Genomic DNA, 21573 nt, shown 5'->3' with positions numbered 1-21573 from the left:
GACCGCGCCGAGCGTATGCGACGCCTCATCTTGCGCGACGATTGCGTCGTTTTCGCATCGTCCGGCGGCAAGTGTCGCATCGATTCGATCCGGCTGCAGGGCGGTTGCCCGCGGTCGCGCGCCACGCCGGCGGCCCGGCCGTCGGCCTTTGTTGATACGATCGCGCGTATCGTCCACGCCGGCGCGGCAAGCCGCCGGCTCATCGGCCGCGCGCCTGCACGATCGCGCGGCCACGTTCGGGAGAAGCTTCATGCTGCAGGCATTCGCGGTGTTGCTGACCTTCCAGTGTCTCGGGGAAGGGGTGTCCTATCTGTTCGGCCTGCCGGTGCCGGGCCCGGTGATTGGCATGCTGCTGCTGTTCGGCTTCGTGATGCTGCGCCCGCGGGTGGCCGACGCGATCGAGCCGACCGCACTCGAGCTGCTGCGCCATCTGTCGCTGCTGTTCGTGCCGGCCGGCGTCGGCATCATGGTGTCGGCCGACCGCGTGCGCGGCGATGCGCTCGCGGTGGTCGTCGCGCTGGCGGTGAGCACATCGCTCGCGATCGCCGTGACCGCACTCGTCACGCGTGCATTGCTGCGGCGCCAGCGGCGCGCGGACGGCATGGCGGAGGGCACGCGATGACGGCCTTCCCGAAGCTCGGCGCGATCTGGGTCTACCTCGCGGCCACGCCGCTGCTCGGCCTGACGATCACGTTGATCGCGTACCTGATCGCACAGGCGGCCTATGCACGCGCGCGCTTCAACCCGCTCGCGAACCCGGTGCTGATCGCGGTCGCGCTGATCGTCGTGCTGCTGACGATCACGCGCACGCCGTATCCGACGTATTTCGAAGGCGCGCAGTTCGTCCACTTCCTGCTCGGCCCGGCGACCGTCGCGCTGGCGCTGCCGCTGTACCGCCAGTGGTCGAAGCTGCGGCGCGCCGCGGTGCCGTTGCTCGCCGGGCTGCTCGCGGGCTCGCTGACCGCGATCGTGTCGGCGGTCGGGATCGCCGCGCTGTTCGGCGCGTCGCACCAGACGATCGCGTCGCTCGCGCCGAAATCCGCGACGACGCCGATCGCGATGGCCGTCGCGCAGGAAATCGGCGGCATTCCGTCGCTGACCGCCGTGCTGGTGATCTCGACCGGGATTTTCGGCGCCGTGTGCGCCCGTGCGATCCTGAACGCGCTGCGCATCGAGGAGCCGGCGGTGCGCGGTTTCGCGCTCGGCGTCGCGTCGCACGGGATCGGCACTGCGCGCGCGTTCCAGGTCAGCGAGGAGGCCGGCGCGTTCGCGGGCCTCGGGATGGGAATGAACGGCGTGCTGACCGCGTTCGTCGTGCCGGTCCTGCTGCCGGTGCTGTCGCGCTGGATCTGAGCGGCGCTGCGCGGCGCCGCCCGGCCGCGCGATGCTATCGGTTTCCCTGATGGCACGCGCGCCGCGCCGGCGGGCCGGACGCCTGCCGCGCATGTATCGTTGCCGTTATCAGGAGAATTCAGGAACCGGCACGGACATTTGCGCGGCGATCGGCTAACGTTGCATCGGCGCCGTGGTCGCACGCCGACGTCCGTCGCGTGCGTGCCGGCGTTCGACCCACAACCAACATCGACAAGGAGATCCGGCCATGACGAAGTCTCGCGTGGTTTCGGTGGCAGTGGCAGTAACGGCGTCGTTCGGTCTGCTGTTGACCGCCGCGCCGGCGGCATACGCGCAGGATCCGGCGTCCGCACCGACGCAGAAGCAGCTCGACAAGGCGCAGAAGAAGGCAGCCCGCAAGGCCGCCCGCGCGCGCCACGCGAAGGACCTGAAGGCGATCGGCACGGGCACCGGCTACCGGCTGACCAACGATCAGAGCAATTACCCGCAGAACGCGGTGGAGAAGGCGCCCGCGACGAAGGCGGCGCCGGCACCCGCTCCGGCCGCGCCCGCCGCGCCGGCATCGGGCCAGTAACGGGCCTGTAACAGCCGGCGCTCGCGCGCCGGAAAGCGGCGCCGGGTCGACCGGCGCCGTGCGTTCTCGTGCGTGCCGCGCAGCGGCGGCACGCGCCGCCCCGCCCGGGTGTCCCGGGGCGGGCGGCGCCCGCGTTACGACGCGAGCTTCGCGGCGAGTTCCGCGACGTGCTTGCCTTGGTAGCGCGCGATGTCGAGTTCGTTCGCGCTCGGCTGACGGCTGCCGTCCGCGCCCGCGAGCGTGGTCGCGCCGTACGGCGTGCCGCCCGTGATTTCGTTCATGTTGACGAGCCCGCTGCACGCATAGGGCACGCCCACGATCACCATCCCGTGATGCAGCAGGGTCGTGTGGAACGACGTGATGGTCGTTTCCTGGCCGCCGTGCTGCGTGCCGGTCGACGCGAACACGCTGCCGATCTTGCCGACGAGCGCACCCTTCATCCACAGGCCGCCCGTCTGGTCGAGGAACGTGCGCATCTGGCCGGCCATGTTGCCGAAGCGGGTCGGGGTGCCGAAGATGATCGCGTCGTAGCCCGCGAGTTCGTCCACGGTGGCGACGGGGGCGGCCTGGTCGATCTTGATGCCGATCGCCTTCGCCTGGTCGACGGGAATGGTTTCAGGCACGCGCTTGAGCGTGACCTCGACGCCGGGCACCGATTTCGCGCCTTCCGCGACGTGCTGCGCCATCGTTTCGATGTGCCCGTAGGACGAGTAGTAGAGAACGAGTACCTTGGCCATGTTGCGAATCTCCGATTGAGAAGGCCCCGCTTCAGCGGGGCCCGATGTTCCGAACGGGCGTCATGCCCACTCGGCCGTCACTTCGACCGGACGCAGGTCGAATACCAGCACTTCGGCATCCTTGCCGTCCGCGAACGTGAGCGACTGCTCGTTGCGGATCCGTGCGCCGTCGCCTTCGCCGAGCGTCACGCCGTTGACCGTCACGCTGCCGCGTGCGACATGCACGTAGGCGAAGCGATCCGGCGCCAGTTCGAGCGTGGCGCGTTCGTCGCCGTCGAACAGGCCCGCGTAGATCCGCGTGTCCTGGCGGATCTTCAGCGAACCGCCGCTACCGTCGGGCGATACGATCGGCGTGAGCTTGCCGCGCTTGTCGTCTGCCTCGATGTTCGTCTGCTGATAGCGCGGCTCGGCGCCCTTTTCGGCCGGCCCGATCCAGATCTGGAGGAAGTGGACCGGCGTCTCGTGCGAGTGGTTGAACTCGCTGTGACGCACGCCCGTACCCGCGCTCATCAGCTGGACGTCGCCCGGCACGATCACCGAGCCGGTCCCCATCGAATCCTTGTGCTCCAGCGCGCCGTCGAGCACGTACGACAGGATTTCCATGTCGCGGTGCGGGTGCGTGCCGAAGCCTCGGCCCGGCGCGACGCGGTCGTCGTTGATCACCAGCAGGTCGGAGAAGCCGACTTGCTTCGGATCGTAGTAATTCGCGAAAGAAAACGTGTGACGGGAGCTGAGCCAGCCATGCTCGGCACGGCCACGTTGGTCTGCTGCACGAGTCTCGATCATGATTTTTTCCTGGATATCGCCGGTCCTCGGAAGTGGGCCCGGCCGTTCGTTGAGATGAATCTTAGGTCAATCGATTTGACAAATAAATGGCTGTAGTGATAATGACTGTCACTCTGAGGTGGACAATATGGAATTCAACGACCTGAGGATCTTCGTCGCGACCGTCGATGCGGGCAGCTTCACGGCGGCGGCCGATCAACTGATGCTGTCCAAGCAGTTCGTGAGCCGGCGCACGATGGCGCTCGAGGCCGCGCTGGGCGTGCGTTTGCTCCATCGCAATACACGCAATCTCGCGGTCACGGAATCGGGGCAGGAGTTCTATGCGCGCGCGCAGCGGATCCTGGCCGAAGTCGCCGACGCCGAGCAGGCGATGTCGGTGCGCAGCACCGAGCTGCACGGTTCGCTGAAGATCAGCGCGCCGCTGTCGTTCGGGATCACGCACGTGTCGCCGCTGATCGCCGAATTCCTGTCCGCGCATCCGGCCGTGCGGCTCAACGTCGACCTGACCGACCGGCGCGTCGACCTGATCGGCGAGGGCTTCGATCTCGTGCTGCGGATCGGCACGCTCGAGGATTCGACGCTGATTGCGCGACCGCTGGCCGCCTGGGAAATGATCGCGTGCGCGAGCCCCGCGTATCTGAAGCGACAGGGCGCGCCTGCGACGCCGGCCGACCTCGCCGGCCATACGTGCCTGATGTACGGGCGCGAGCGGCGTGTGGGCTGGGAATTCCGGGTCGACGGCGCCGCGCGCACGTTCGACGTGCAAGGTCCGCTCGTCGCGAACAACGGTGAAGTCGTGCGCGACGCGGCGATCGCGGGGCTCGGCATCGCGCTGCTGCCGCATTTCATCGTCGGCTCGGCGCTCGACAGTGGCGCGCTCGTGCCGGTGCTCGATGCATATGCGCCGTCGCCGATCACGTTGAACGCGGTGTTTCCGCAGCACCGTGAAGGGTTCGTCACGCTGCGCACGTTCATCGGGTTTCTGGCCGAACGGTTGGGCGCGCGGGCGTAGCGGGCGCGGTGCGCTGCGCGGCGTTCTTTTGACCCGATGAAGGCGAGGTTGCACGCGCGGTGGACGCCGCGACGGCTTTCGTCGAGCGGCAGGGCGCGTCGGGCGGGCGGCGTGCCGCTTGATGTATTCAGCGTCGCGATGTCTCGTCTCGGCATTCGTGTGCCGGTATCGCAGGGGCTTTCCATTCGCGCGTCCCCGGTGCTCGGCGGCGTTGATCGACGACGCGCATTCGCGTTAGGCTTCGCCGGGGGCGACGGCCGGCGTCGCATGCCGGACCGGGTGTTTTTACCTCGAACCGCATCGGCCACGTAGCTTCTACTCCCCGCCATCCACGACGAGTCCAGTCCAATGACAACGAAGAACCGATCGAATGCTCGCGCGGGCGAGCGAGAGGCAGCCGCGCGTTACGGCCGGCATGCGCGGAGCGCGAACCTGCGATCCGTCATGATGTTGGCAATGCTTACCATTTTGCCGATGGCCGTGCATGCGGCGGGCTTCGATTGCGCGAAAGCCGCGTCGCCGAGCGAGAAGGCGATCTGTGCGGATGCCGGGCTGTCGGCGCTCGACGGAGAGCTGGCGGCGGCGTGGAAGAAGGCGCTTGCCAAAGGTGGCGATACGGCCGCGCTGAAGGCTGCGCAGCTGGACTGGCTCAAGCAGCGCGATCGTTGTGGAAACGATGCATCGTGCCTCGGCGACCGCTATCGCGAGCGGCTCGCGAGCCTGAACGGCACGTCGCTTGCGGCCGATCGCTGGCAGCAGACGTGGTATCGCGACAGCGCGAACCCGTCGTTCGGTGGCGTGTTGACGTTCAGCGGCACGGCACCGCGCCTTCACTTCGAACTGAGCGGCAACAACGGCGCGAATACCGGCGGCCTGAGCGGCGATATCGAACTGCACGGCGACACCGGCACGTTCCGCCAGGATCGCTGCCGGCTCGATTTCAGCCGCAAGGGCGGGCGCGTGCACGTCGCTCAACAGGGCGGCGATGCCGATTGCGGCGCCGGTGCAGGCGTCGTGTATTCGGGCGACTACGTGACGGCATCGAAGGCGCAGGCGAGTCAGGCGGCGGATCTCGTGACCCTGAAGGTGCTGACCGACGCGCGGCAGAACGCGATCGCGCACAAGCTGCTCGGCGCCGATTACCAGACGCTCGTCGACACGGTCAATTCCAGCGCGGACGAGCAGGATCTCGACGGCCTGAATGCCGGCGTGAAGTCGTACTGGGTACGCGGCATCGCAACGACGAACGCCGCGATCGTGATGCGTCGCGGCACTGATCTGTGGATCGGCCTGCTGGTATTCGATGCCCACGGCAACGTGCGGATGCGCTATTACACGAGCGTGCCGGCATGGAAAAAGACCGTGCCGAAGACCATTCGCGCCTGGCACGACAATCTCGACAAGACGTTGCCGATCGATTTGATGTGATCCGCCAGCCGGGTATGCCGGCGCGAAATGTGCGCGGCGGGCCATGACGCGTTTGTTACGTGACAATTGTCCACTGAATAGAGACAGCGAATCTTGTTTTGACGGATTGATGATTTCCGGTGGGACAGTAGACTGCACCCGTGCTTCGCCAGAACCGCACCGCAGCGCGCCACGACGGCGCGACGGAACGGATTCTTCGGCAGCGGGCCGGACGGCCCGCGGTTCGATCGTGCGAGGAGGGTTCGTTGCCGATCCGTGGATCCGCCGTTGCGCGGACGTCGGTACCGAATGCGTCAAACCGTCAAATCAAGGTGATTGCTATGCGTTACGTTTCGCTGGAGTCGAAGAAGGACGAGCTGCTGCTGGCGGCTCGCGTGCTGATGATGATCCTGTTCGTGTTGTTCGGCTGGCAGAAGCTGAACGGCTTCTCGGGCACGGTCGCGTACATGGCGTCGACCGGCGCACCGTCGCCGGAACTGTCGGCGGTGATCGCGGTGGCGGTCGAGCTGGTCGGCGGCGCGCTGATCGCGGTCGGGTTCTATACGCGTCCGCTCGCGCTGGTGTTCGCGGTCTATACGCTCGCGACCGCGTTGATCGGGCATCGCTACTGGGCGCTGCAGGGCATGGATCAGTATCTGGCGATGATCAACTTCTACAAGAACATCAGCATCATCGGCGGGCTGCTGTTGCTCGCGGTAAGCGGGCCGGGGCGCTATTCGTTCGACCGCAAGTAAGCGGACGCGAGACTTCGTGCCGCACGACAGGCCCGGTGCGCGCAATCGCGCATCGGGCCTTTTTCATCATACGCACGTCGTCGACGTGCGCGCGAAATCGACATCGACTGCGCGTTCTCGTATAGATTGGGGGCCCTCATCCCCTTTCATCGTTCGCCACCGTGCCGCATCCGACCATCCTTCTCATCGGCGCGTCCGGCCTGCTCGGCCGTGCGGTTGCTGCATCGCTGTCCCGCGAATCGTCGCTGACGACGATCGGAACGATCCGTCACCCGGACACCGCGGGCGCACGGCGCCTTGCACTGCGGCCGGAAAACGTCGCCCGGCTCGACGCGCTCGATCAGCCGGCGCTCGAACACCTATTCGCGACTTCCCGGCCGGCTGCCGTAATCATCTGCGCCGCCGAACGCCGCCCGGACGTCTGCGAACACGACCCCGCGGCCGCGCGCGCGATCAACGTCGACGCACCGGCCCGCATCGGCGCGCTCGCCGCACGCTACGGCGCGTGGACACTCGGCATCTCCACCGACTATGTGTTCGACGGCAACGCGGCACCGTATCGCGAGGACGCAACGCCGAACCCGCTGAACATCTACGGCCGCACCAAGCTGGAAGGCGAGGCCGCGTTGCTCGCCGCGTCGCCGCTCGCATGCGTGCTGCGCCTGCCGTTGCTCTACGGGCCGATCGTCGACTGGCGGGAGTCGGCCGTCACAAGCCTCGTGCCGGCGACCGTCGCGTCCGCGCGACCGGGCGCGGATGCGGTCGGGATGGACGCGTGGGCGATCCGCTATCCGACCTACACACCCGACGTCGCGGCGGTCATCCGCGACCTGACGCTGCGGCATCTCGCGGGCTCGCCCGTCACGGGAATCCGTCATTGGTCGGGCGAGGAGCCGATGACGAAGTACGACATCGCGCAACGGATCGCGGCCGTGCTCGGCATCGACGCGGCGCTCGCGCGGATCGACACGCCGGCCGATGCGACGCCGCGTCCGTACGATTGCCACCTCGATGCATCGAGCGTGCGCGCACTCGGGATCGATCATGCGACGCCGTTCGCAACCGGGCTGCAAGCGGTGCTGCGCGATGCGCCGCCGCTGCCCTGACGCATACGAAGGATCGGGAGCGACGGCCCGTCGCGATACGTGTTCGTCACGGACGACGCGATCCGGCGCGCGGCTGCGTGCCTGCCGGTTGACGAGCACGCCGAGCGCATCCGGGCCGCGTTGCCCGGCGAAGCTGAACGTTACGTCGTCCATATCGAGCGCGCGCTGAACGCCGCGCGCGGCAGCGATGCTCCATACACCGTTCGCGCCGGAGGGTTGCAGCTTCGGCATGTAAACCGCTGCACCTGCGCCGACACTCGCGGGCTCGCGAAGGCAAGTGTGCGCCGGACCGCAAAAGTCCTCGAACATGACGGATGCGCACTGCTATCATTCGCGCCATGCCGCGCCTGTCCGATGCGGCGGCAGGTGGCGAGGAGGTCGCCACCGACGGCTCGTCGCGCGCTCGAATGCGCCGAGCCGCGTGTTGCGTGCCGATGCCATGTGTTTTTCGACGATGGCGCGACATTCGGCATACTTCGAAAGCCTTACAGGTCCAGGCAACCGATTCACATATCGCAACACAGATTGGCGGAACTTCGTGATAGCTTCGCCCATCGGAGGTTTTTTGAATAAAAACATGCCCAAAGAGGATGAATACATGACCCAGGCCCTGCAGGAGCTCGAAGCACAACTTCGGGACCTGAACATCAAGCTGTCGGAAGCGAAGCAGAAAGAGAAGCAAGCCGCACTCGCGGCGTTCAAGGAACAGGTCGAGCTGTTGGGCATCACGCAGCAGGAAGTGCTGAGCGCCCTCGGCTACATCGTCCAGCGAAAACGCAAGGCGCCTGCCAAGTATTACGATCCGACGACCGGCCGCTCGTGGTCGGGCCGTGGCCCGCGACCCAAATGGCTCGAAGGCAAGGATCTCGATACGCTGCTCGTCGAGCGCGCGGCAAAGACCTGGTGGCCCGGCGACGATCAGGGCTGAGGCAGCACCGCGCCGGCACCGCCCCAGTGCCGGTCGATCCGCGCCGGCGGCGATGCCGGCCTCGCAAGATCCGCTTCATCGCGTTGTTTCGGTGTCCCGCCTGATTGTGCGATCGCCGACTTCACCATCTTTCAAATTCATTACCCGCGCGGCCTGCCTCCGTTCCCGGAAGCGGGCCGCGCGACGCTTTGCGCGTGCGCGCGTCCGCCGGCCCGTCAGGCACGGGGCAGGCTTTAGAATGTCGCCCGGACATTTCCGGCAGGACACCATGGCAGCAAACATGAAATCTTCGGCGCTGGGCGATCCGGCGCCGTCGCGCGACGATCAGGTCAACGCGTACGCGTGGAAGGCGCTGGCCGGCTCGGCGATCGGCTATGCAATGGACGGCTTCGATCTGCTGATCCTCGGCTTCATGCTGCCGGCGATCACTGCGGCATTGCAGCTGACGCCCGGGCAGGGCGGCGCGCTCGTCACGTGGACGCTGATCGGCGCCGTCGCGGGCGGCATTCTGTTCGGTGCACTGAGCGACCGTTACGGCCGTGTGCGCGTCCTGACCTGGACGATCATGCTGTTCGCGGTCTTCACCGGCCTGTGCGCGTTCGCGCAGGGCTTCCGGGATCTGCTCGTGTACCGGACCATCGCGGGCATCGGCCTTGGCGGCGAGTTCGGCATCGGCATGGCGCTCGCGGCCGAAGCGTGGCCGGCGAGCAAGCGGGCGCGCGTTTCGTGCTACGTTGCGCTCGGCTGGCAGGCCGGCGTGCTGCTGGCCGCGCTGCTGACGCCGCTGCTGCTGCTCCATGTCGGCTGGCGCGGGATGTTCGTGGTCGGCGTGCTGCCCGCGCTGCTCGCGTGGCTGCTGCGCAACCGGCTGCACGAGCCGGAGCTCTTCGTGCAGCGCGCGGCGCAGCCACGGGCCAACGCATTCCGGATGCTCGTCGCCGACGCCCGCACCGCGCGCACGAGTCTCGGCATCGTGATCCTGTGCTCGGTCCAGAACTTCGGCTACTACGGGATCATGATCTGGCTGCCCACCTTCCTGTCGAAGCAGATGGGCTTCTCGCTGACGAAGTCGGGGCTGTGGACGGCGGCGACCGTCGTCGGGATGATGATCGGCGTCTGGACGTTCGGGCAGCTCGCCGATCGCATCGGCCGCAAGCCGACGTTCCTGCTGTATCAGCTCGGTTCGGTCGTGACGGTCATCGCATATGCGCGCCTGTCGGACCCGACGGCCATGCTGTGGGCCGGCGCGCTGATGGGGATGTTCGTCAACGGGATGGTCGGCGGCTACGGCACGCTGATGTCCGAAGGCTACCCGACCGCCGCGCGTGCGACCGCGCAGAACGTGCTGTGGAACATCGGCCGCGCGGTCGGCGGTTTCGGGCCGGTGGCCGTCGGCGCGCTCGCCGCGCACTATTCGTTCCAGACGGCGATCGCGCTGCTCGCCGGCCTGTACGTGCTCGACATGATCGCGACGCTGTTCCTGATTCCGGAACTGAAGGGCGTCGAACTCGACTGACGACGTGCGGCGTGGCGCCGGGTGCCGCGACCCGGCGCCACGCCGCAGTTCAACTGGAATTCGTCACCGGAATTCACCATGCAACTCAAGAACCGAACGATCGGCGTGATGGGCTCGGGCAAGGAGCCATGGCTCGCGTTTTCCGAGCCGCTCGGCGCATGGCTCGCGCAGGCCGGCTTCAACCTGCTGACGGGCGGCGGCCAGGGTGTGATGCTGGCGGTCGCGCGTGCGTTCGCCGGCGTGCCGGGACGGGCCGGCCGGTCGATCGGCATCGTGCCGACGCGGGCCGATCCGCAGGCGGGCTTCGTGCCGCTCGACGGCTATCCGCATCCGTTCGTCGAGATACCGATCCTCACGCCGCTGCCGCGCCGCGAGCCGGGCGCCGATCCGCACACGATCAATCGCAACTACGTGAACGTGTTGAGCAGCGACCTGATCGTCGCGCTACCCGGCGGGCACGGCACGGCCGAGGAGATCGCGCTCGCGCGGCGCTGGTGCAAGCCGCTGATCTGCCTCGGGCCGGACGGCGCGTTTAGTGAACTCGCTGCGGGTGCGACGTGCACGTCGTCGCTCGACGACGTGGTCCGGTTCATCGACGCAGTGTTCGCGACGGCGTTGCCGCATGCGGCGCAGGTACAGTGATAGTGCGATCGCGGTCGTGCGTCAGTCGCCGGGGGCCGGTGCCCGCGGCAACCGGTCGTCGAGTCGGTCGAGCACATCTTGCCAGTCGAGCGGCAGCAGCGCGTGGTAATCAAGCCCGCGGGCGGCCATCCTGTCGATGAATGCATCCTGCACGCATGCGCATGCGGCGCTCATCTCCGGCGTGACGCCGCCTTCGCGCAGCGTATCGCATACTTCGCGCATCTCCGCCGCGCGCCGGCGGCCGTGTTCGGCGACGCGGCCGATCAGGTAGCCGGGCAGGTCGGGGAGCGTCGCGAACGTGTCGAAGGTCTGCCGCAGCGAAGCGAGCACGAGCGCGTCGGCGCCGTATGCGCGCGCCGCGCCGAGGCATTCGACGGTCAGCGCTTCGATTCCCTTGATCATCACGCTGCGGCACATCTTGGCCGCCGACGCCACGCCGACGCGGGTCGACACGGCCTGCGCATGGAAGCCGAGCGCATTCAGTTCGAGCGAGATCGTTTCGGCCGCCGGGCCGGCCAGCAGCATCGGCACGGCGAGGCCGTGAGGCGGTACGGGCGCCATCACCGCCGCTTCGACGTAACGCCCGCCGGCGGCTTCGATCAGACGCTGGCCATGCTGCTTTCGCGCGGGTGATACCGAATTGATGTCGATGAAAGTCTGTCCGGCGCGGATGTGCACGGCGACCGCCGCCGCGACTTCCGCGTCGGACGACGCCGTGACGGCCGACACGATCCAGCGCGAGTCGCGGATCGCGGCGGCGAGTGAAGATGCGGCTTCGACGTGCAGGCGCGCGGCCTTGTCGCGCATCGCGGGCGCCGACCGTGCGTCGTCGAGTTGCCGGTCGTACATCGTCACGCGCACGGCGCGGGCGGCCAGCGCGCCGCCGAGCAGCCCACCGGCTTCGCCGAAACCAATGAAGGAAATTGCCGGGTCGATCATGCGTGTCGCTCCTCGGGTGTGTGATGCGCGGGCGGTATCGCAATGCCTTATGGCGGCTACGCGCATCGGTTGCACACGGCGCCGTGTATTGATTGCATTGTGGGGCAACGGATTCGACCGGCCCGATGCGAATTGGGCTCGACGGCCATGCACTTTGCTTATCGCGCGATGGTCGTGGCAGGGGCGTGCGGCGTACGTGCGACCTCGGTCGCAACGATGCGTATCGCGTCGATCAACGCACGCGCCGCGGGCGACGGTGGACTGCCGGTGCGTGTCATCAGGCCGATGTCACGGGTCGTTTCGCGCATCGGCACATCGAGCACGGCCAGCAGCCCCGCATCGCATTCGTAGCGCAGTTGCTGCGCGGACAGCACCGCGAGCATGTCGCTATGCAGCAGCAGGCCGCGAATCACCGCGAGGTCCGCGCTTTCGACCGTCGGCATCGGCGGCTTGAGCTTCATGCGCCGGAACAGCGATTCGAACAGGCCGCGCGCGGGCGCATGGCTGCGCGGCAGGATCCATTGCGCGCGGGCGAGGCTCGCGAGCCCGAGGTTCCGGACGCCGGCGAGCGGGTGATCGTGCCGCGCGAGCACGACGAGGTTCTCGGACATCAACCGCTCGTTCTCGAGGTCGCTTGCCGGGTCGCTCACGCGCAACGCGCCGAGGATGAAGTCGATGTCGCCCGCGCGCACACCGGCGACGAGCGCCTCGTATGCGCTTTCGTCGGTGATCACGCGCACCTTCGGAAATCGCGTGACGACGCGCGCGACCGCTTCGGGCAGGATCAGCGTGCGGCCGAGCGGCAGCGCACCGACGGTTACGACACCCTGGATGCTGCCGTGCAGCGCGGCGACGTCGTCGGCGACGTGCCGCAATTCGTTCAGCGCGCGCCGCACATGAAGCAGAAACGTCTCGCCGTCGGCCGTGAGCAGGAGGCCGCGCGGATGACGATGGAACAGCGCGAAACCCGCACCGCTCTCGAGAATCCGGATCGCGCTGCTGACGGCTGGCTGCGTGAGGCCGAGCGCTCGCGCGGCGCTCGGCATGTGCCGATACCGCGCGAGCGTCGAGAACAGCTGGAGCCGCCGCGTGTTGAGCAGATACGCGGGCAGACCGCCTTCGGCCGATGCGCGGCGGCGCGACTGGCGCAGCGCACACCAGCTCGCGAGCGCGCCGAGTTCGGTGAACACGCGCTCACCGCGTTTCAGCACCGCGCGGCCGACCGGTGTCGCGAGCATGCCTGACGGCTTGCGATCGAACAGCGGTTCGCCGAGGGCCGTCTCGAGGTCCTGCACCGCGCGTGTGACGGCAGACTGCGCACGAAACAGCGTGGCGGCGGCGCGGCTCACGCTGCCGGTTTCGGCAACGCGCTGCACCGCGTACAGGAAGGCGAGGTTCGGGAGTTCGGTGTTGTCCATGGGTCGGTCGGGCGATGTGCGTCGCGGCGGCGATCGCGCATGACCTGCGTGCATCCGCGCGAGCTGCGCCAGCATCGAAGCGCGTTGACCGACTTTACCGGAACGGCGGCGGCAGAACTTGCGTCGTGCTTATCCAGCTATCTGTTTTATTTATCGATCGCGAATCGACGGACAACGGGCCGCGATCGGCAACCTAGCTCGTCTCCATCCCCGAGCGCCATGCCCGGCGGGCGTTCCAGGCATCGGCGGCGCCGTTCGCATGCCGGCTGAGAGCGTGTCAGACATGCCGTTTCGCTTCGATTAAAGGGTTTACCCTGACTGTTTCGCCCCGCTGCCGAATGAGTAATTTCAGTTCCGGCGACAGCAAGCGCGCGGTTGCCGGCGCATCGGGCCGTCATCTGATTCATTGTTCGTCCGATCACAAAGGGGTTGCGCGGAGCGCGGCGCCCGCATTCACGAACGAGGCAGCCCAATGGGACAGCAGCACATCATCGGAGCACGCGAAACGACGCAAGCAGCGCAGGACAGCACGACGTTTGCCGACACGGTACGCGCGGGGATTCGCGGCGGCGTGGCGGGGGCCGTGCTGATCTGGGTCTACGAGGCGCTCGTCTGGGTCGTTGCGCAGCACCTGATGCCGCTCGCCGGCATTCCGCGCAACGCGACGGGGCTCGTGTTCGGCAAGGCCGCGCAGGATGCGCTGGGCATCGGCGCGTACTTCATCGGCACAGCGATCCACTTCGCGTTCGCGCTGTCGTGGGGCATCGTGTTCGCGGCGATCTGGCCATGGTTTCGCCGGCGCGGCTTCGAGGCGACGTTCGTCGCGCTGTTCTTCGCGATCATCGCGTGGATCGTGATGCACGCGCTCATCATGATCGCGTCGAGCAATCACCCGAACTATTTCGATCCGAACGTGATCATCGGCGGGTTCATGTCGCATTTCGTCTTCGCCGTGCCGCTCGCGCTGGTCGTCAAGCGCAGTCTCGCGCCGCAGCCGAACGGCCGCCGCGCGTAAGCGTACGCGCACGCATTCATCAGTAGCGGACGGCGAAGCCGGAACGCATTCGAGCATCACGAAGGAGCATTGGCATGGCACGGATCATCGGAGGCATCGCGGCCTCCCACACGCCCACGATCGGGTTCGCGTTCGACAAGAACAAGCAGCAGGACCCTGTCTGGGCACCGATCTTCGAAAACTTCGCGCCGCTGAGCGCGTGGCTCGCCGAAAAACGCCCCGACGTGCTGCTGTTCATCTACAACGATCACGTGACGTCGTTCTTCTTCGATCACTATTCGGCGTTCGCGCTCGGCGTCGGGCCGCAGTGGCATCCGGCGGACGAAGGCGGTGGCGCGCGAGACCTGCCGCCGATCGCGGGTCACCCGATGCTGGCCGCGCATATCGGCCAGTCGTTGATGGCCGACGAGTTCGACATGTCATTCTTCCAGAACAAGCCGCTCGATCACGGCTGTTTCTCGCCGCTGTCGGTGCTGTGCCCGCATCGTCCCGATTGGCCGGTGCAGCTCGTGCCGCTGCAGATGGGCGTGCTGCAGTTGCCGGTGCCGTCAGCGCGCCGCTTCTATCGGCTCGGGCAGGCACTGAGGCGCGCCATCGAGAGTTATCCGGAGGACCTGCGCGTCGCGATCGTCGCGACCGGCGGGCTGTCGCACCAGGTGCACGGCGAGCGTTCCGGTTTCAACAATCCCGAATGGGATGCGCGCTTTCTCGATTTGCTCCAGGACGACCCGGAGCGCCTGGCCGCAATGCCGCTCGGCGAATATGCGACGCTTGGCGGTTTCGAAGGCGCCGAGGTCGTGATGTGGCTCACGATGCGCGGCGCGTTGCCGGCCGGCGTCGTGTGCCGTCATCGCAGCTACTACCTGCCGTCGATGACGGGCATTGCGACGGCCGTCTACGAGCCGGCCGACACCGACGTCGACGAGGCGGCGGCCGAACGCCATCGGCAGCGAATGGCGGCGGAGCTCTCCGGCGTCGAGCGACTGCCGGGCACCTACCCGTTCACGATCGAGCGCGCGGTTCGCGCGTACCGGATCAACGACTATCTGCACCGGATGATCGAGCCTGCGCATCGCGCGCAGTTCCTGAGCGACCCCGAGGCGAGCTTCGAAGCCGCGGGCCTCGACACGGCGGAGCGCGACCTGATTCGCCGACGCGACTGGCTCGGCCTGCTGCGCTACGGCGTGATCTTTTTCCTGCTGGAGAAGCTCGGTGCGGTGACGGGCGTATCGAACCTGCATATCTATGCGGCGATGCGCGGCGAATCGCTGGAGGCGTTCCAGCGTACGCGCAACGCGCCGGGGGCGCTGTATTCGGTAGCTGGAAAGAGCGCCGGGCCCTTGGGCTGGGACGGCGCGGACAAGCCGCGCAACACGTAAGGCAGGACGAAGGCGCGCGGGATCGCCGCGCCTGCGGGACCGGAACGCCGGCAGCGTATCGAACCATATAAATAGGATGACGAATCGACGGGTCGATCGTCTCCAAGGAGACAGGAGAGTCATGATGGACAGTGGAAAGACAATCGACATCAAGGCATTCATTGACGAGAGGCCAGTGTCGCGCTACCAGTGGCTGCTGGTCGTGCTGTGCTGCCTCGTCGTGATCGCCGACGGGATGGACGTCGCGATCATGGGGTTCGTTGCGCCGTCGGTGATTCGCGACTGGGCGATCTCGCGGCCTGAATTCGGTCTCGTGATGAGCGCGGCGCCGATTGGCCTCGTGATCGGCGCGCTGCTGGCCGGCCCGAGTGCCGACCGGTTTGGGCGCAAGCGCGTGCTGATCGCGTCGGTGTTCCTGTTCGGCGTGTTCACGATCTTGACCGCGCACGCGCACTCGCCGTTCGAGATGGCGATGCTGCGGCTGCTGACCGGCATCGGTCTGGGCGCGGCGATGCCGAACACGACGACGCTGTTGTCGGAGTACGCACCGCAGCGGATGCGCGCGTTGATGATCACCGTGATGTTTACCGGCTTCAACCTCGGCTCGGCGCTGATCGGTTTCGTCGCCGGCTGGCTGATCCCGCTGCACGGCTGGCGCTCGGTGCTGCTGTTCGGCGGCGCGCTGCCGCTGCTGCTGATTCCGCTGCAGCTTTGGCTGCTGCCCGAATCGGCACGGCTGCTTGCCGTGCGCGGCGCGCCGTCGCAACGCATCGGCGCGTTGCTGAACCGCGTGTGTGGCGGCCAGTTCAGCGGCAACGAGACGTTTGTATCGAACGAGCCGCCGCTGCCGACGCGCAAGCCGATCGGCGTGCTTTTCTCGCAAGGCTATGGCCGCGTCACGTTGTCGTTGTGGATCACCTATTTCATGGGTCTGCTGGTGATCTATCTGCTGACCGGCTGGCTTCCGACGCTGATCAAGGACGCGGGCCTGTCCGTCAGCACGGCCGCGAACGTGACCGCGATGTTCCAGATCGGCGGCACGATCGGCGCGATCTGCGTGGGCTGGCTGATGGACCGCGTGCGGCCGGCGCCGGTGATCGGTGCCGCGTATCTCGGCGGCGGCCTGTGCGTGGCCGTGCTCGCGTGGGCTGGCGCGCTGTCCTCGTCGCTCGCGCTGCTGGTGTTCGCGGCCGGTTTCTGCATGAGCGGCGCGCAGACGGGGCTGAACGCTTACGCGCCCGGACGCTATCCGACCGTTGCGCGCGCAACCGGTGTGAGCTGGATGCTCGGAATGGGCCGCTTCGGCAGCATCTTCGGCTCGGCGATCGGCGGCGCGCTGCTCGGCTTCGGCTGGAAGTTCGACGCGATCCTGTCGATGCTCGCGGTGCCGGCCACGCTGGCCGCGATCGCGATCATGACGACGCAGCACACGGCCGCGCCGGAACCGCGGGAACTCGAAAACCCGGCGCACTGACGCGCGTTGCGCGCCGCCGTCCGGTGCGGTCGTTGGCGAGGGGCCGGACACATCATCAAACGCAGGAGCATCAATGATCATCGACATTCATGGTCACTACACCACCGCGCCGAAGGCGCTGGAAGCATGGCGCAATCGCCAGGTCGCGGCGCTCGGCAGTCCGTCCGAACAGCCGAAGGTCGCCGAGCTGAACATTAGCGACGACGAACTGCGCGAATCGATCGAGCACAACCAGCTGCGGTTGATGCGCGAGCGCGGCCTCGACCTGACAATCTTCAGCCCGCGTGCGAGCTTCATGGCCCATCACATCGGCGATTTCCAGGTATCGAGCACATGGGCGGCCGTATGCAACGAGTTGTGCCATCGCGTGCAACGGCTTTTTCCCGATCATTTCGTGCCGGCCGCGATGCTGCCGCAGAGCCCGGGCGTCGATGTCGCGACGTGCATTCCGGAGCTCGTGCGCTGCATCGAGGAATACGGCAACGTCGCAATCAACCTGAATCCCGACCCGTCGGGCGGTCACTGGACCAGCCCGCCGCTGTCTGACCGCTACTGGTACCCGATCTACGAGAAGATGGTCGAGTACGACATTCCCGCGATGATCCATGTGAGCACGAGCTGCAACGCGTGCTTCCACACGACAGGCGCGCACTACCTGAACGCCGACACTACGGCCTTCATGCAGTGCCTGACCTCCGACCTATTCCGCGATTTCCCGACGCTGCGGTTCGTGATTCCGCACGGCGGCGGCGCAGTGCCGTATCACTGGGGACGTTTTCGCGGGCTCGCGCAGGAGCTGAAGAAACCGCTTCTGAAGGACCACCTGTTGAACAACGTGTTCTTCGACACGTGCGTGTATCACCAGCCCGGCATCGACCTGCTGACCGGCGTGATTCCGGTGGACAACATCCTGTTCGCGAGCGAGATGATCGGCGCGGTGCGCGGCATCGATCCCGAGACGGGGCACTACTACGACGACACGAAGCGATACATCGAGGCGTCGTCGCTCGACGCGAACGCGCGTCACAAGATCTACGAAGGCAATGCACGGCGTGTTTATCCGCGCCTGGATGCGCAACTGAAAGCGAAGGGGCTTTGATCATGACTGAACTCGGCGTGGTGTACCGCACCATCCATCGCGCGGATCAGGACGTCGCCGCGCGGCTCGGCGCGCTCGGCTCGGCGACGGTACACGAAGCGATGGGCCGCACGGGGCTGCTGAAGCCGTACATGCGGCCGATCTATCCGCGCGCGCGTGCGTCCGGCACAGCGGTCACGGTGCTGCTGCATCCGGGAGACAACTGGATGATGCACGTTGCCGCCGAACAGATCCGTCCCGGCGACGTGGTCGTCGCGGCGATTACCGCGGATTGCACCGACGGCTATTTCGGCGACCTGCTCGCGACCAGCTTCAAGGCGCGCGGCGCGCGCGCATTGATCATCGATGCCGGCGTGCGCGACGTCGCGGTGCTCGAGGCGATGCAGTTTCCGGTGTGGAGCAAGGCGATTTCGGCGAAAGGCACGATCAAGGCGACGCTCGGATCGGTGAACGTACCGGTGGTATGCGCGGGTTCGCTCGTCAACCCCGGCGACGTAATCGTCGCGGACGACGACGGCGTGGTCGTGGTGCCGGCCGCGCGTGCGGCGCAAGTGCTCGAGAAGGCCGTCGCGCGCGAGGCGAACGAAGCGGCGAAGCGTGCGAAGCTCGCGTCCGGCGTGCTGGGTCTGGACATGTACGACATGCGCGAGCCGCTGCGTCAGGCCGGCCTGCGCTACATCGACTGATGCAGGCGGCGGCGATGGCGGCGTCAGGCGGTGCGGCGATCGCCGCGGGTATTTCGTCGATGGCGACGCGGCCACTGCTGGCGAGGCTCGCGGCCCTTTACGAGCACGAAACGGGTGCACACGTGTCGATCACGTCGATTGGCGGGGTCGATGCCGCGCGGCGCGTGCGGAACGGCGAGCCGTTCGATTTCGTCGTGCTCGCGTCCGATGCGATCGAGCAGTTGGCGGCGAGCGGTCATGTCGATGCCGGCAGCCGCGTGGACGTTGCCCGCTCAGGCATCGCGGTCGCGGTGGCGAGCGGCGCGACGCGGCCGGAAATCGGCACCGAGGCTGCGTTGCGCGACGCGATCCTGAGGGCCGGCCGGATCGGTTACTCGACGGGACCGAGTGGTGCGCACCTGAATCGCCTGTTCGCGCGCTGGGGCATCGCCGACACGATCGCACCGCGTATCGTGCAGGCGCCACCGGGCGTGCCGGTCGGCCGGTTGATCGCGGCCGGCGACGTCGAGCTCGGCTTTCAGCAGTTGAGCGAGCTGATGCATGCGCCGGGCATCGATGTCGCCGGACCGCTGCCGGATGAGGTCCAGGCGGTGACGGTGTTCGCGGCGGCAATATGCGGCACGGCGTCCGATCGCGCGGCCACTGCGCGGTTTCTCGCGTATCTCGCGTCTGCGCAAGCCGATTCCGTGAAGGGCTTGTACGGGATGGAGCCTGCATGAGGCCGGTTGGGCGCAACCGATAAACGGATCAGATGGAATATGGCCTTCTTCGCAACGGGTCGTGTCAGGAACGTAGTTATGCTGAATACGAGGTAACGGGCGTGATGCTTCGCCCGATGTAGCGAATGGCCGACACCACGTCGCCGCATCGTTCATTCCCGAGCGAGCGACATAGCAAACAACGACAGGAGACAGGCATGCAGACGAACGGCAGGGCAGGGTGGATGGTGCGCGCTCGGCATCGCACGGCGCGCAACAGGTGCGATGTGCTGGCCAGGGTGCTGGCGATCGGCGTCGTGTGGTTGTGCGCTGCGCTGACCGGCTGGCCCAACGTGGCAAAGGCCGCGAGCACCGGCGGCCTTGCAAATCTTCCGGCGGTGATGCCGGCGATGTCGTGCCCGTCGGTCGCGGCACTCGACCTGAGCGGCGTGACCGACGGTACCGTCACGATCACGTCGGCGGTGCTGCTGCCGGCCGGCACGGTCGTCGGCAACAATACACTGCCCGCGCCCGTCTGCGACGTGAAAGGCACGATCGGCCCGGGCGCGTCGCTGTTTGAATTGCAGTTGCCGACGCAAGGCTGGACTCAACGCTATCTGCAGACGGGCTGCGGTGGCTTGTGCGGGAACCTGTCCGTCAATGCGCCGATGGCGTCGACCTGCGTGCCGGTGACGAACGGAACGATCGCGATGGCCGCGACCGACATGGGCCACGAAGGTGGCAACGACGGCTCGTGGGCGCTCGACCCAAAAGCGAAGCTCGACTTCGCGTACCGCGCCGAACATGCGACCGCGCAAGTGGCAAAAGCGATCATCGGCAAGTTCTATGCGCGGCCCGCGCGCTACGCCTACTTCGACGGCTGCTCGGACGGCGGCCGCGAGGCGCTGATGGAGGCGCAGCGCTTCCCCGACGACTTCGACGGCATTGCCGCCGGCGCACCCGCCAACGACCTGATCGTGCAGAACACGTTCCATCATGCGTGGCCGAACGCGGTCAACACGGACCCGAAGACGGGCAACGCGATCCTGCTCGCCGGCAAGCTGCCGATGCTGCACGCGGCCGTGCTGAAGGCATGCGACGGTCTGGACGGCGTGGTCGATGGCGTGATCGACAATCCGCGTGCGTGCCGTTTCGATCCCGCGACGATCGTGTGCGCACAGGGGCAATCGACTGCGACCTGCCTGACGCCGCAGGAAGCAGACGTGGTGCGCCGGATTCATGACGGCGCGACGGCGGCGGACGGCACACGTCTCGAACCTTTCGTATCGCGTGAATGGGGCTCGGAGCTGAACTGGACGCTGTTCGTCCCGGCGACCGCCACCGCGCAGAGCGGCACGATCGGTTTCGTGCTGCCGTTCCTTCGCTATCTCGACTACTACAACGCGTCGTACCCGTCGGCGACGATCGCCGACCTGAAGTTCACGCTCGATGCATTCGCGAAGACGGTGCCGGTGTCGAACTACCTGGCCGCGACCGATCCGGACCTGAGCCGCTTCGCCGGCCGTGGCGGCAAGCTGCTGCTGTGGCACGGTCTGGAGGATCAGCACATCTCGCCGCGTTCGAGCATCGAATACTACGAAGCGATGAAGCGCTACATGGGCGATGCAAAGGTCGATCGCTTCGCGCGCTTCTATCTGTTCCCGGGTGTCGCGCACTGCGGCGGCGGACAGGGGCCGAACGTGTTCGACATCCTCTCGCCGCTGATGGCGTGGACCGAGACGGACGCGACCCCGGGCAGGATCGTCGCGTCGATCGTCGATACGAACGGCAACACGACGCGCACGCGCCCTGTGTTCCCGTATCCGGCCACCGCACGCTACACGGGCAGCGGCAGCACCGACGATGCGGCCAGTTTCGTCGCCGATACGCCGAATGCCGACCCGTACGTCGACCTGCGCTGGGCTGGCGAATGGCTGTACTCGCCCGGGTATGAGGCGCAGTGCCAGATCCAGGGTTCGCAACTCGTTTGCAAGGGCGGTAACGGCTGGCGTGCATATCGTCCTTGATCCGATGACGCCAGGCTCCGCC

Annotated in this window: 21 protein-coding genes; 17 read left to right on the top strand and 4 right to left on the bottom strand. The window is 67.0% G+C overall.

Translation table 11 applies throughout. The features are described 5' to 3' along the window. The first annotated feature begins 250 nt into the window (after positions 1-250). From HW466_RS27365 to HW466_RS27355, 3 genes are all read left to right on the top strand, one after another. A complete protein-coding gene (locus HW466_RS27365; RefSeq protein WP_059505825.1) occupies positions 251-622 on the top strand; it encodes a CidA/LrgA family protein in 372 nt (123 codons plus the stop codon). Then, a complete protein-coding gene (locus tag HW466_RS27360) occupies positions 619-1353 on the top strand; it encodes an LrgB family protein (RefSeq protein WP_060348776.1) in 735 nt (244 codons plus the stop codon). The genes HW466_RS27365 and HW466_RS27360 overlap by 4 nt, the downstream gene beginning before the upstream one ends. 247 nt (positions 1354-1600) lie before the next feature. Further along, entirely contained in the window at positions 1601-1927 is a 327-nt protein-coding gene (locus HW466_RS27355; RefSeq protein ID WP_059541615.1) for a hypothetical protein, read from the top strand. Positions 1928-2061: 134 nt separating this feature from the next. Here the strand turns inward: HW466_RS27355 and wrbA are convergent, their stop codons facing one another. Further along, positions 2062-2664: an NAD(P)H:quinone oxidoreductase gene (wrbA, locus tag HW466_RS27350; protein WP_151003181.1), complete on the bottom strand. Its 603-nt coding sequence runs from the start codon at positions 2662-2664 to the stop codon at positions 2062-2064. A gap of 60 nt (positions 2665-2724) precedes the next feature. Beyond that, positions 2725-3450, bottom strand: a complete 726-nt coding sequence (locus tag HW466_RS27345; protein ID WP_151003183.1) for a pirin family protein — start codon at positions 3448-3450, stop codon at positions 2725-2727. Between the two features lie 127 nt (positions 3451-3577). Here HW466_RS27345 and HW466_RS27340 point away from each other — a divergent pair, with 127 nt between their 5' ends. The 7 genes from HW466_RS27340 to HW466_RS27310 all read left to right on the top strand — a co-directional run bounded on the left by HW466_RS27340 (position 3578) and on the right by HW466_RS27310 (position 10816). After that, a complete protein-coding gene (locus HW466_RS27340; protein WP_059943769.1) occupies positions 3578-4462 on the top strand; it encodes a LysR family transcriptional regulator in 885 nt (294 codons plus the stop codon). 444 nt (positions 4463-4906) lie between these two features. Beyond that, complete coding sequence (locus tag HW466_RS27335) at positions 4907-5890, top strand: lysozyme inhibitor LprI family protein (RefSeq protein WP_239006228.1); 984 nt, start codon at positions 4907-4909, stop codon at positions 5888-5890. A 320-nt stretch (positions 5891-6210) separates the two neighbouring features. Then, entirely contained in the window at positions 6211-6624 is a 414-nt protein-coding gene (locus HW466_RS27330; protein WP_059449243.1) for a DoxX family protein, read from the top strand. A 161-nt stretch (positions 6625-6785) separates the two neighbouring features. After that, the gene (locus tag HW466_RS27325) at positions 6786-7730 is read left to right on the top strand and encodes a dTDP-4-dehydrorhamnose reductase family protein (RefSeq protein ID WP_151003187.1); all 945 of its coding nucleotides are present in this window, start codon (positions 6786-6788) and stop codon (positions 7728-7730) included. Between the two features lie 598 nt (positions 7731-8328). Next, complete coding sequence (locus HW466_RS27320) at positions 8329-8658, top strand: H-NS histone family protein (protein WP_059449241.1); 330 nt, start codon at positions 8329-8331, stop codon at positions 8656-8658. Between the two features lie 268 nt (positions 8659-8926). After that, on the top strand, positions 8927-10174 hold the full coding sequence (locus HW466_RS27315; protein ID WP_151003189.1) for an MFS transporter: 1248 nt from the start codon (positions 8927-8929) through the stop codon (positions 10172-10174). Positions 10175-10252: 78 nt separating this feature from the next. Continuing rightward, on the top strand, positions 10253-10816 hold the full coding sequence (locus tag HW466_RS27310; protein ID WP_151003191.1) for an SLOG cluster 4 domain-containing protein: 564 nt from the start codon (positions 10253-10255) through the stop codon (positions 10814-10816). Positions 10817-10837: 21 nt separating this feature from the next. Here HW466_RS27310 and HW466_RS27305 read toward each other — a convergent pair whose 3' ends face one another. Together HW466_RS27305 and HW466_RS27300 are read right to left on the bottom strand one after the other, a co-directional pair. After that, positions 10838-11755: an NAD(P)-dependent oxidoreductase gene (locus HW466_RS27305; protein WP_151003193.1), complete on the bottom strand. Its 918-nt coding sequence runs from the start codon at positions 11753-11755 to the stop codon at positions 10838-10840. Positions 11756-11913: 158 nt separating this feature from the next. After that, positions 11914-13173, bottom strand: coding sequence for a LysR family transcriptional regulator (locus HW466_RS27300; protein ID WP_151003194.1), 1260 nt, complete (start codon positions 13171-13173; stop codon positions 11914-11916). 472 nt (positions 13174-13645) lie between these two features. Here HW466_RS27300 and HW466_RS27295 point away from each other — a divergent pair, with 472 nt between their 5' ends. From HW466_RS27295 to HW466_RS27265, 7 genes are all read left to right on the top strand, one after another. Beyond that, on the top strand, positions 13646-14188 hold the full coding sequence (locus HW466_RS27295; protein ID WP_151003196.1) for a hypothetical protein: 543 nt from the start codon (positions 13646-13648) through the stop codon (positions 14186-14188). Between the two features lie 74 nt (positions 14189-14262). After that, positions 14263-15567 carry a gallate dioxygenase gene (locus HW466_RS27290; protein ID WP_059845922.1) on the top strand — a complete coding sequence of 435 codons (1305 nt, stop codon included), beginning with the start codon at positions 14263-14265 and terminating at the stop codon, positions 15565-15567. Between the two features lie 124 nt (positions 15568-15691). Then, a complete protein-coding gene (locus HW466_RS27285; RefSeq protein WP_059799793.1) occupies positions 15692-17041 on the top strand; it encodes an MFS transporter in 1350 nt (449 codons plus the stop codon). A 73-nt stretch (positions 17042-17114) separates the two neighbouring features. Next, a complete protein-coding gene (locus HW466_RS27280; protein ID WP_151003198.1) occupies positions 17115-18140 on the top strand; it encodes an amidohydrolase family protein in 1026 nt (341 codons plus the stop codon). A gap of 2 nt (positions 18141-18142) precedes the next feature. Beyond that, positions 18143-18826 carry a 4-carboxy-4-hydroxy-2-oxoadipate aldolase/oxaloacetate decarboxylase gene (gene ligK / locus HW466_RS27275; RefSeq protein ID WP_059793177.1) on the top strand — a complete coding sequence of 228 codons (684 nt, stop codon included), beginning with the start codon at positions 18143-18145 and terminating at the stop codon, positions 18824-18826. Between the two features lie 14 nt (positions 18827-18840). Next, positions 18841-19545 carry a substrate-binding domain-containing protein gene (locus HW466_RS27270; protein ID WP_060348802.1) on the top strand — a complete coding sequence of 235 codons (705 nt, stop codon included), beginning with the start codon at positions 18841-18843 and terminating at the stop codon, positions 19543-19545. 197 nt (positions 19546-19742) lie between these two features. Then, complete coding sequence (locus HW466_RS27265) at positions 19743-21551, top strand: tannase/feruloyl esterase family alpha/beta hydrolase (protein ID WP_151003200.1); 1809 nt, start codon at positions 19743-19745, stop codon at positions 21549-21551. Positions 21552-21573: the final 22 nt, after the last annotated feature.

The organism is Burkholderia territorii (assembly GCF_902833055.1).
Taxonomy (GTDB): domain Bacteria; phylum Pseudomonadota; class Gammaproteobacteria; order Burkholderiales; family Burkholderiaceae; genus Burkholderia; species Burkholderia territorii.
This window is presented reverse-complemented; position numbering and strand designations above follow the sequence as displayed.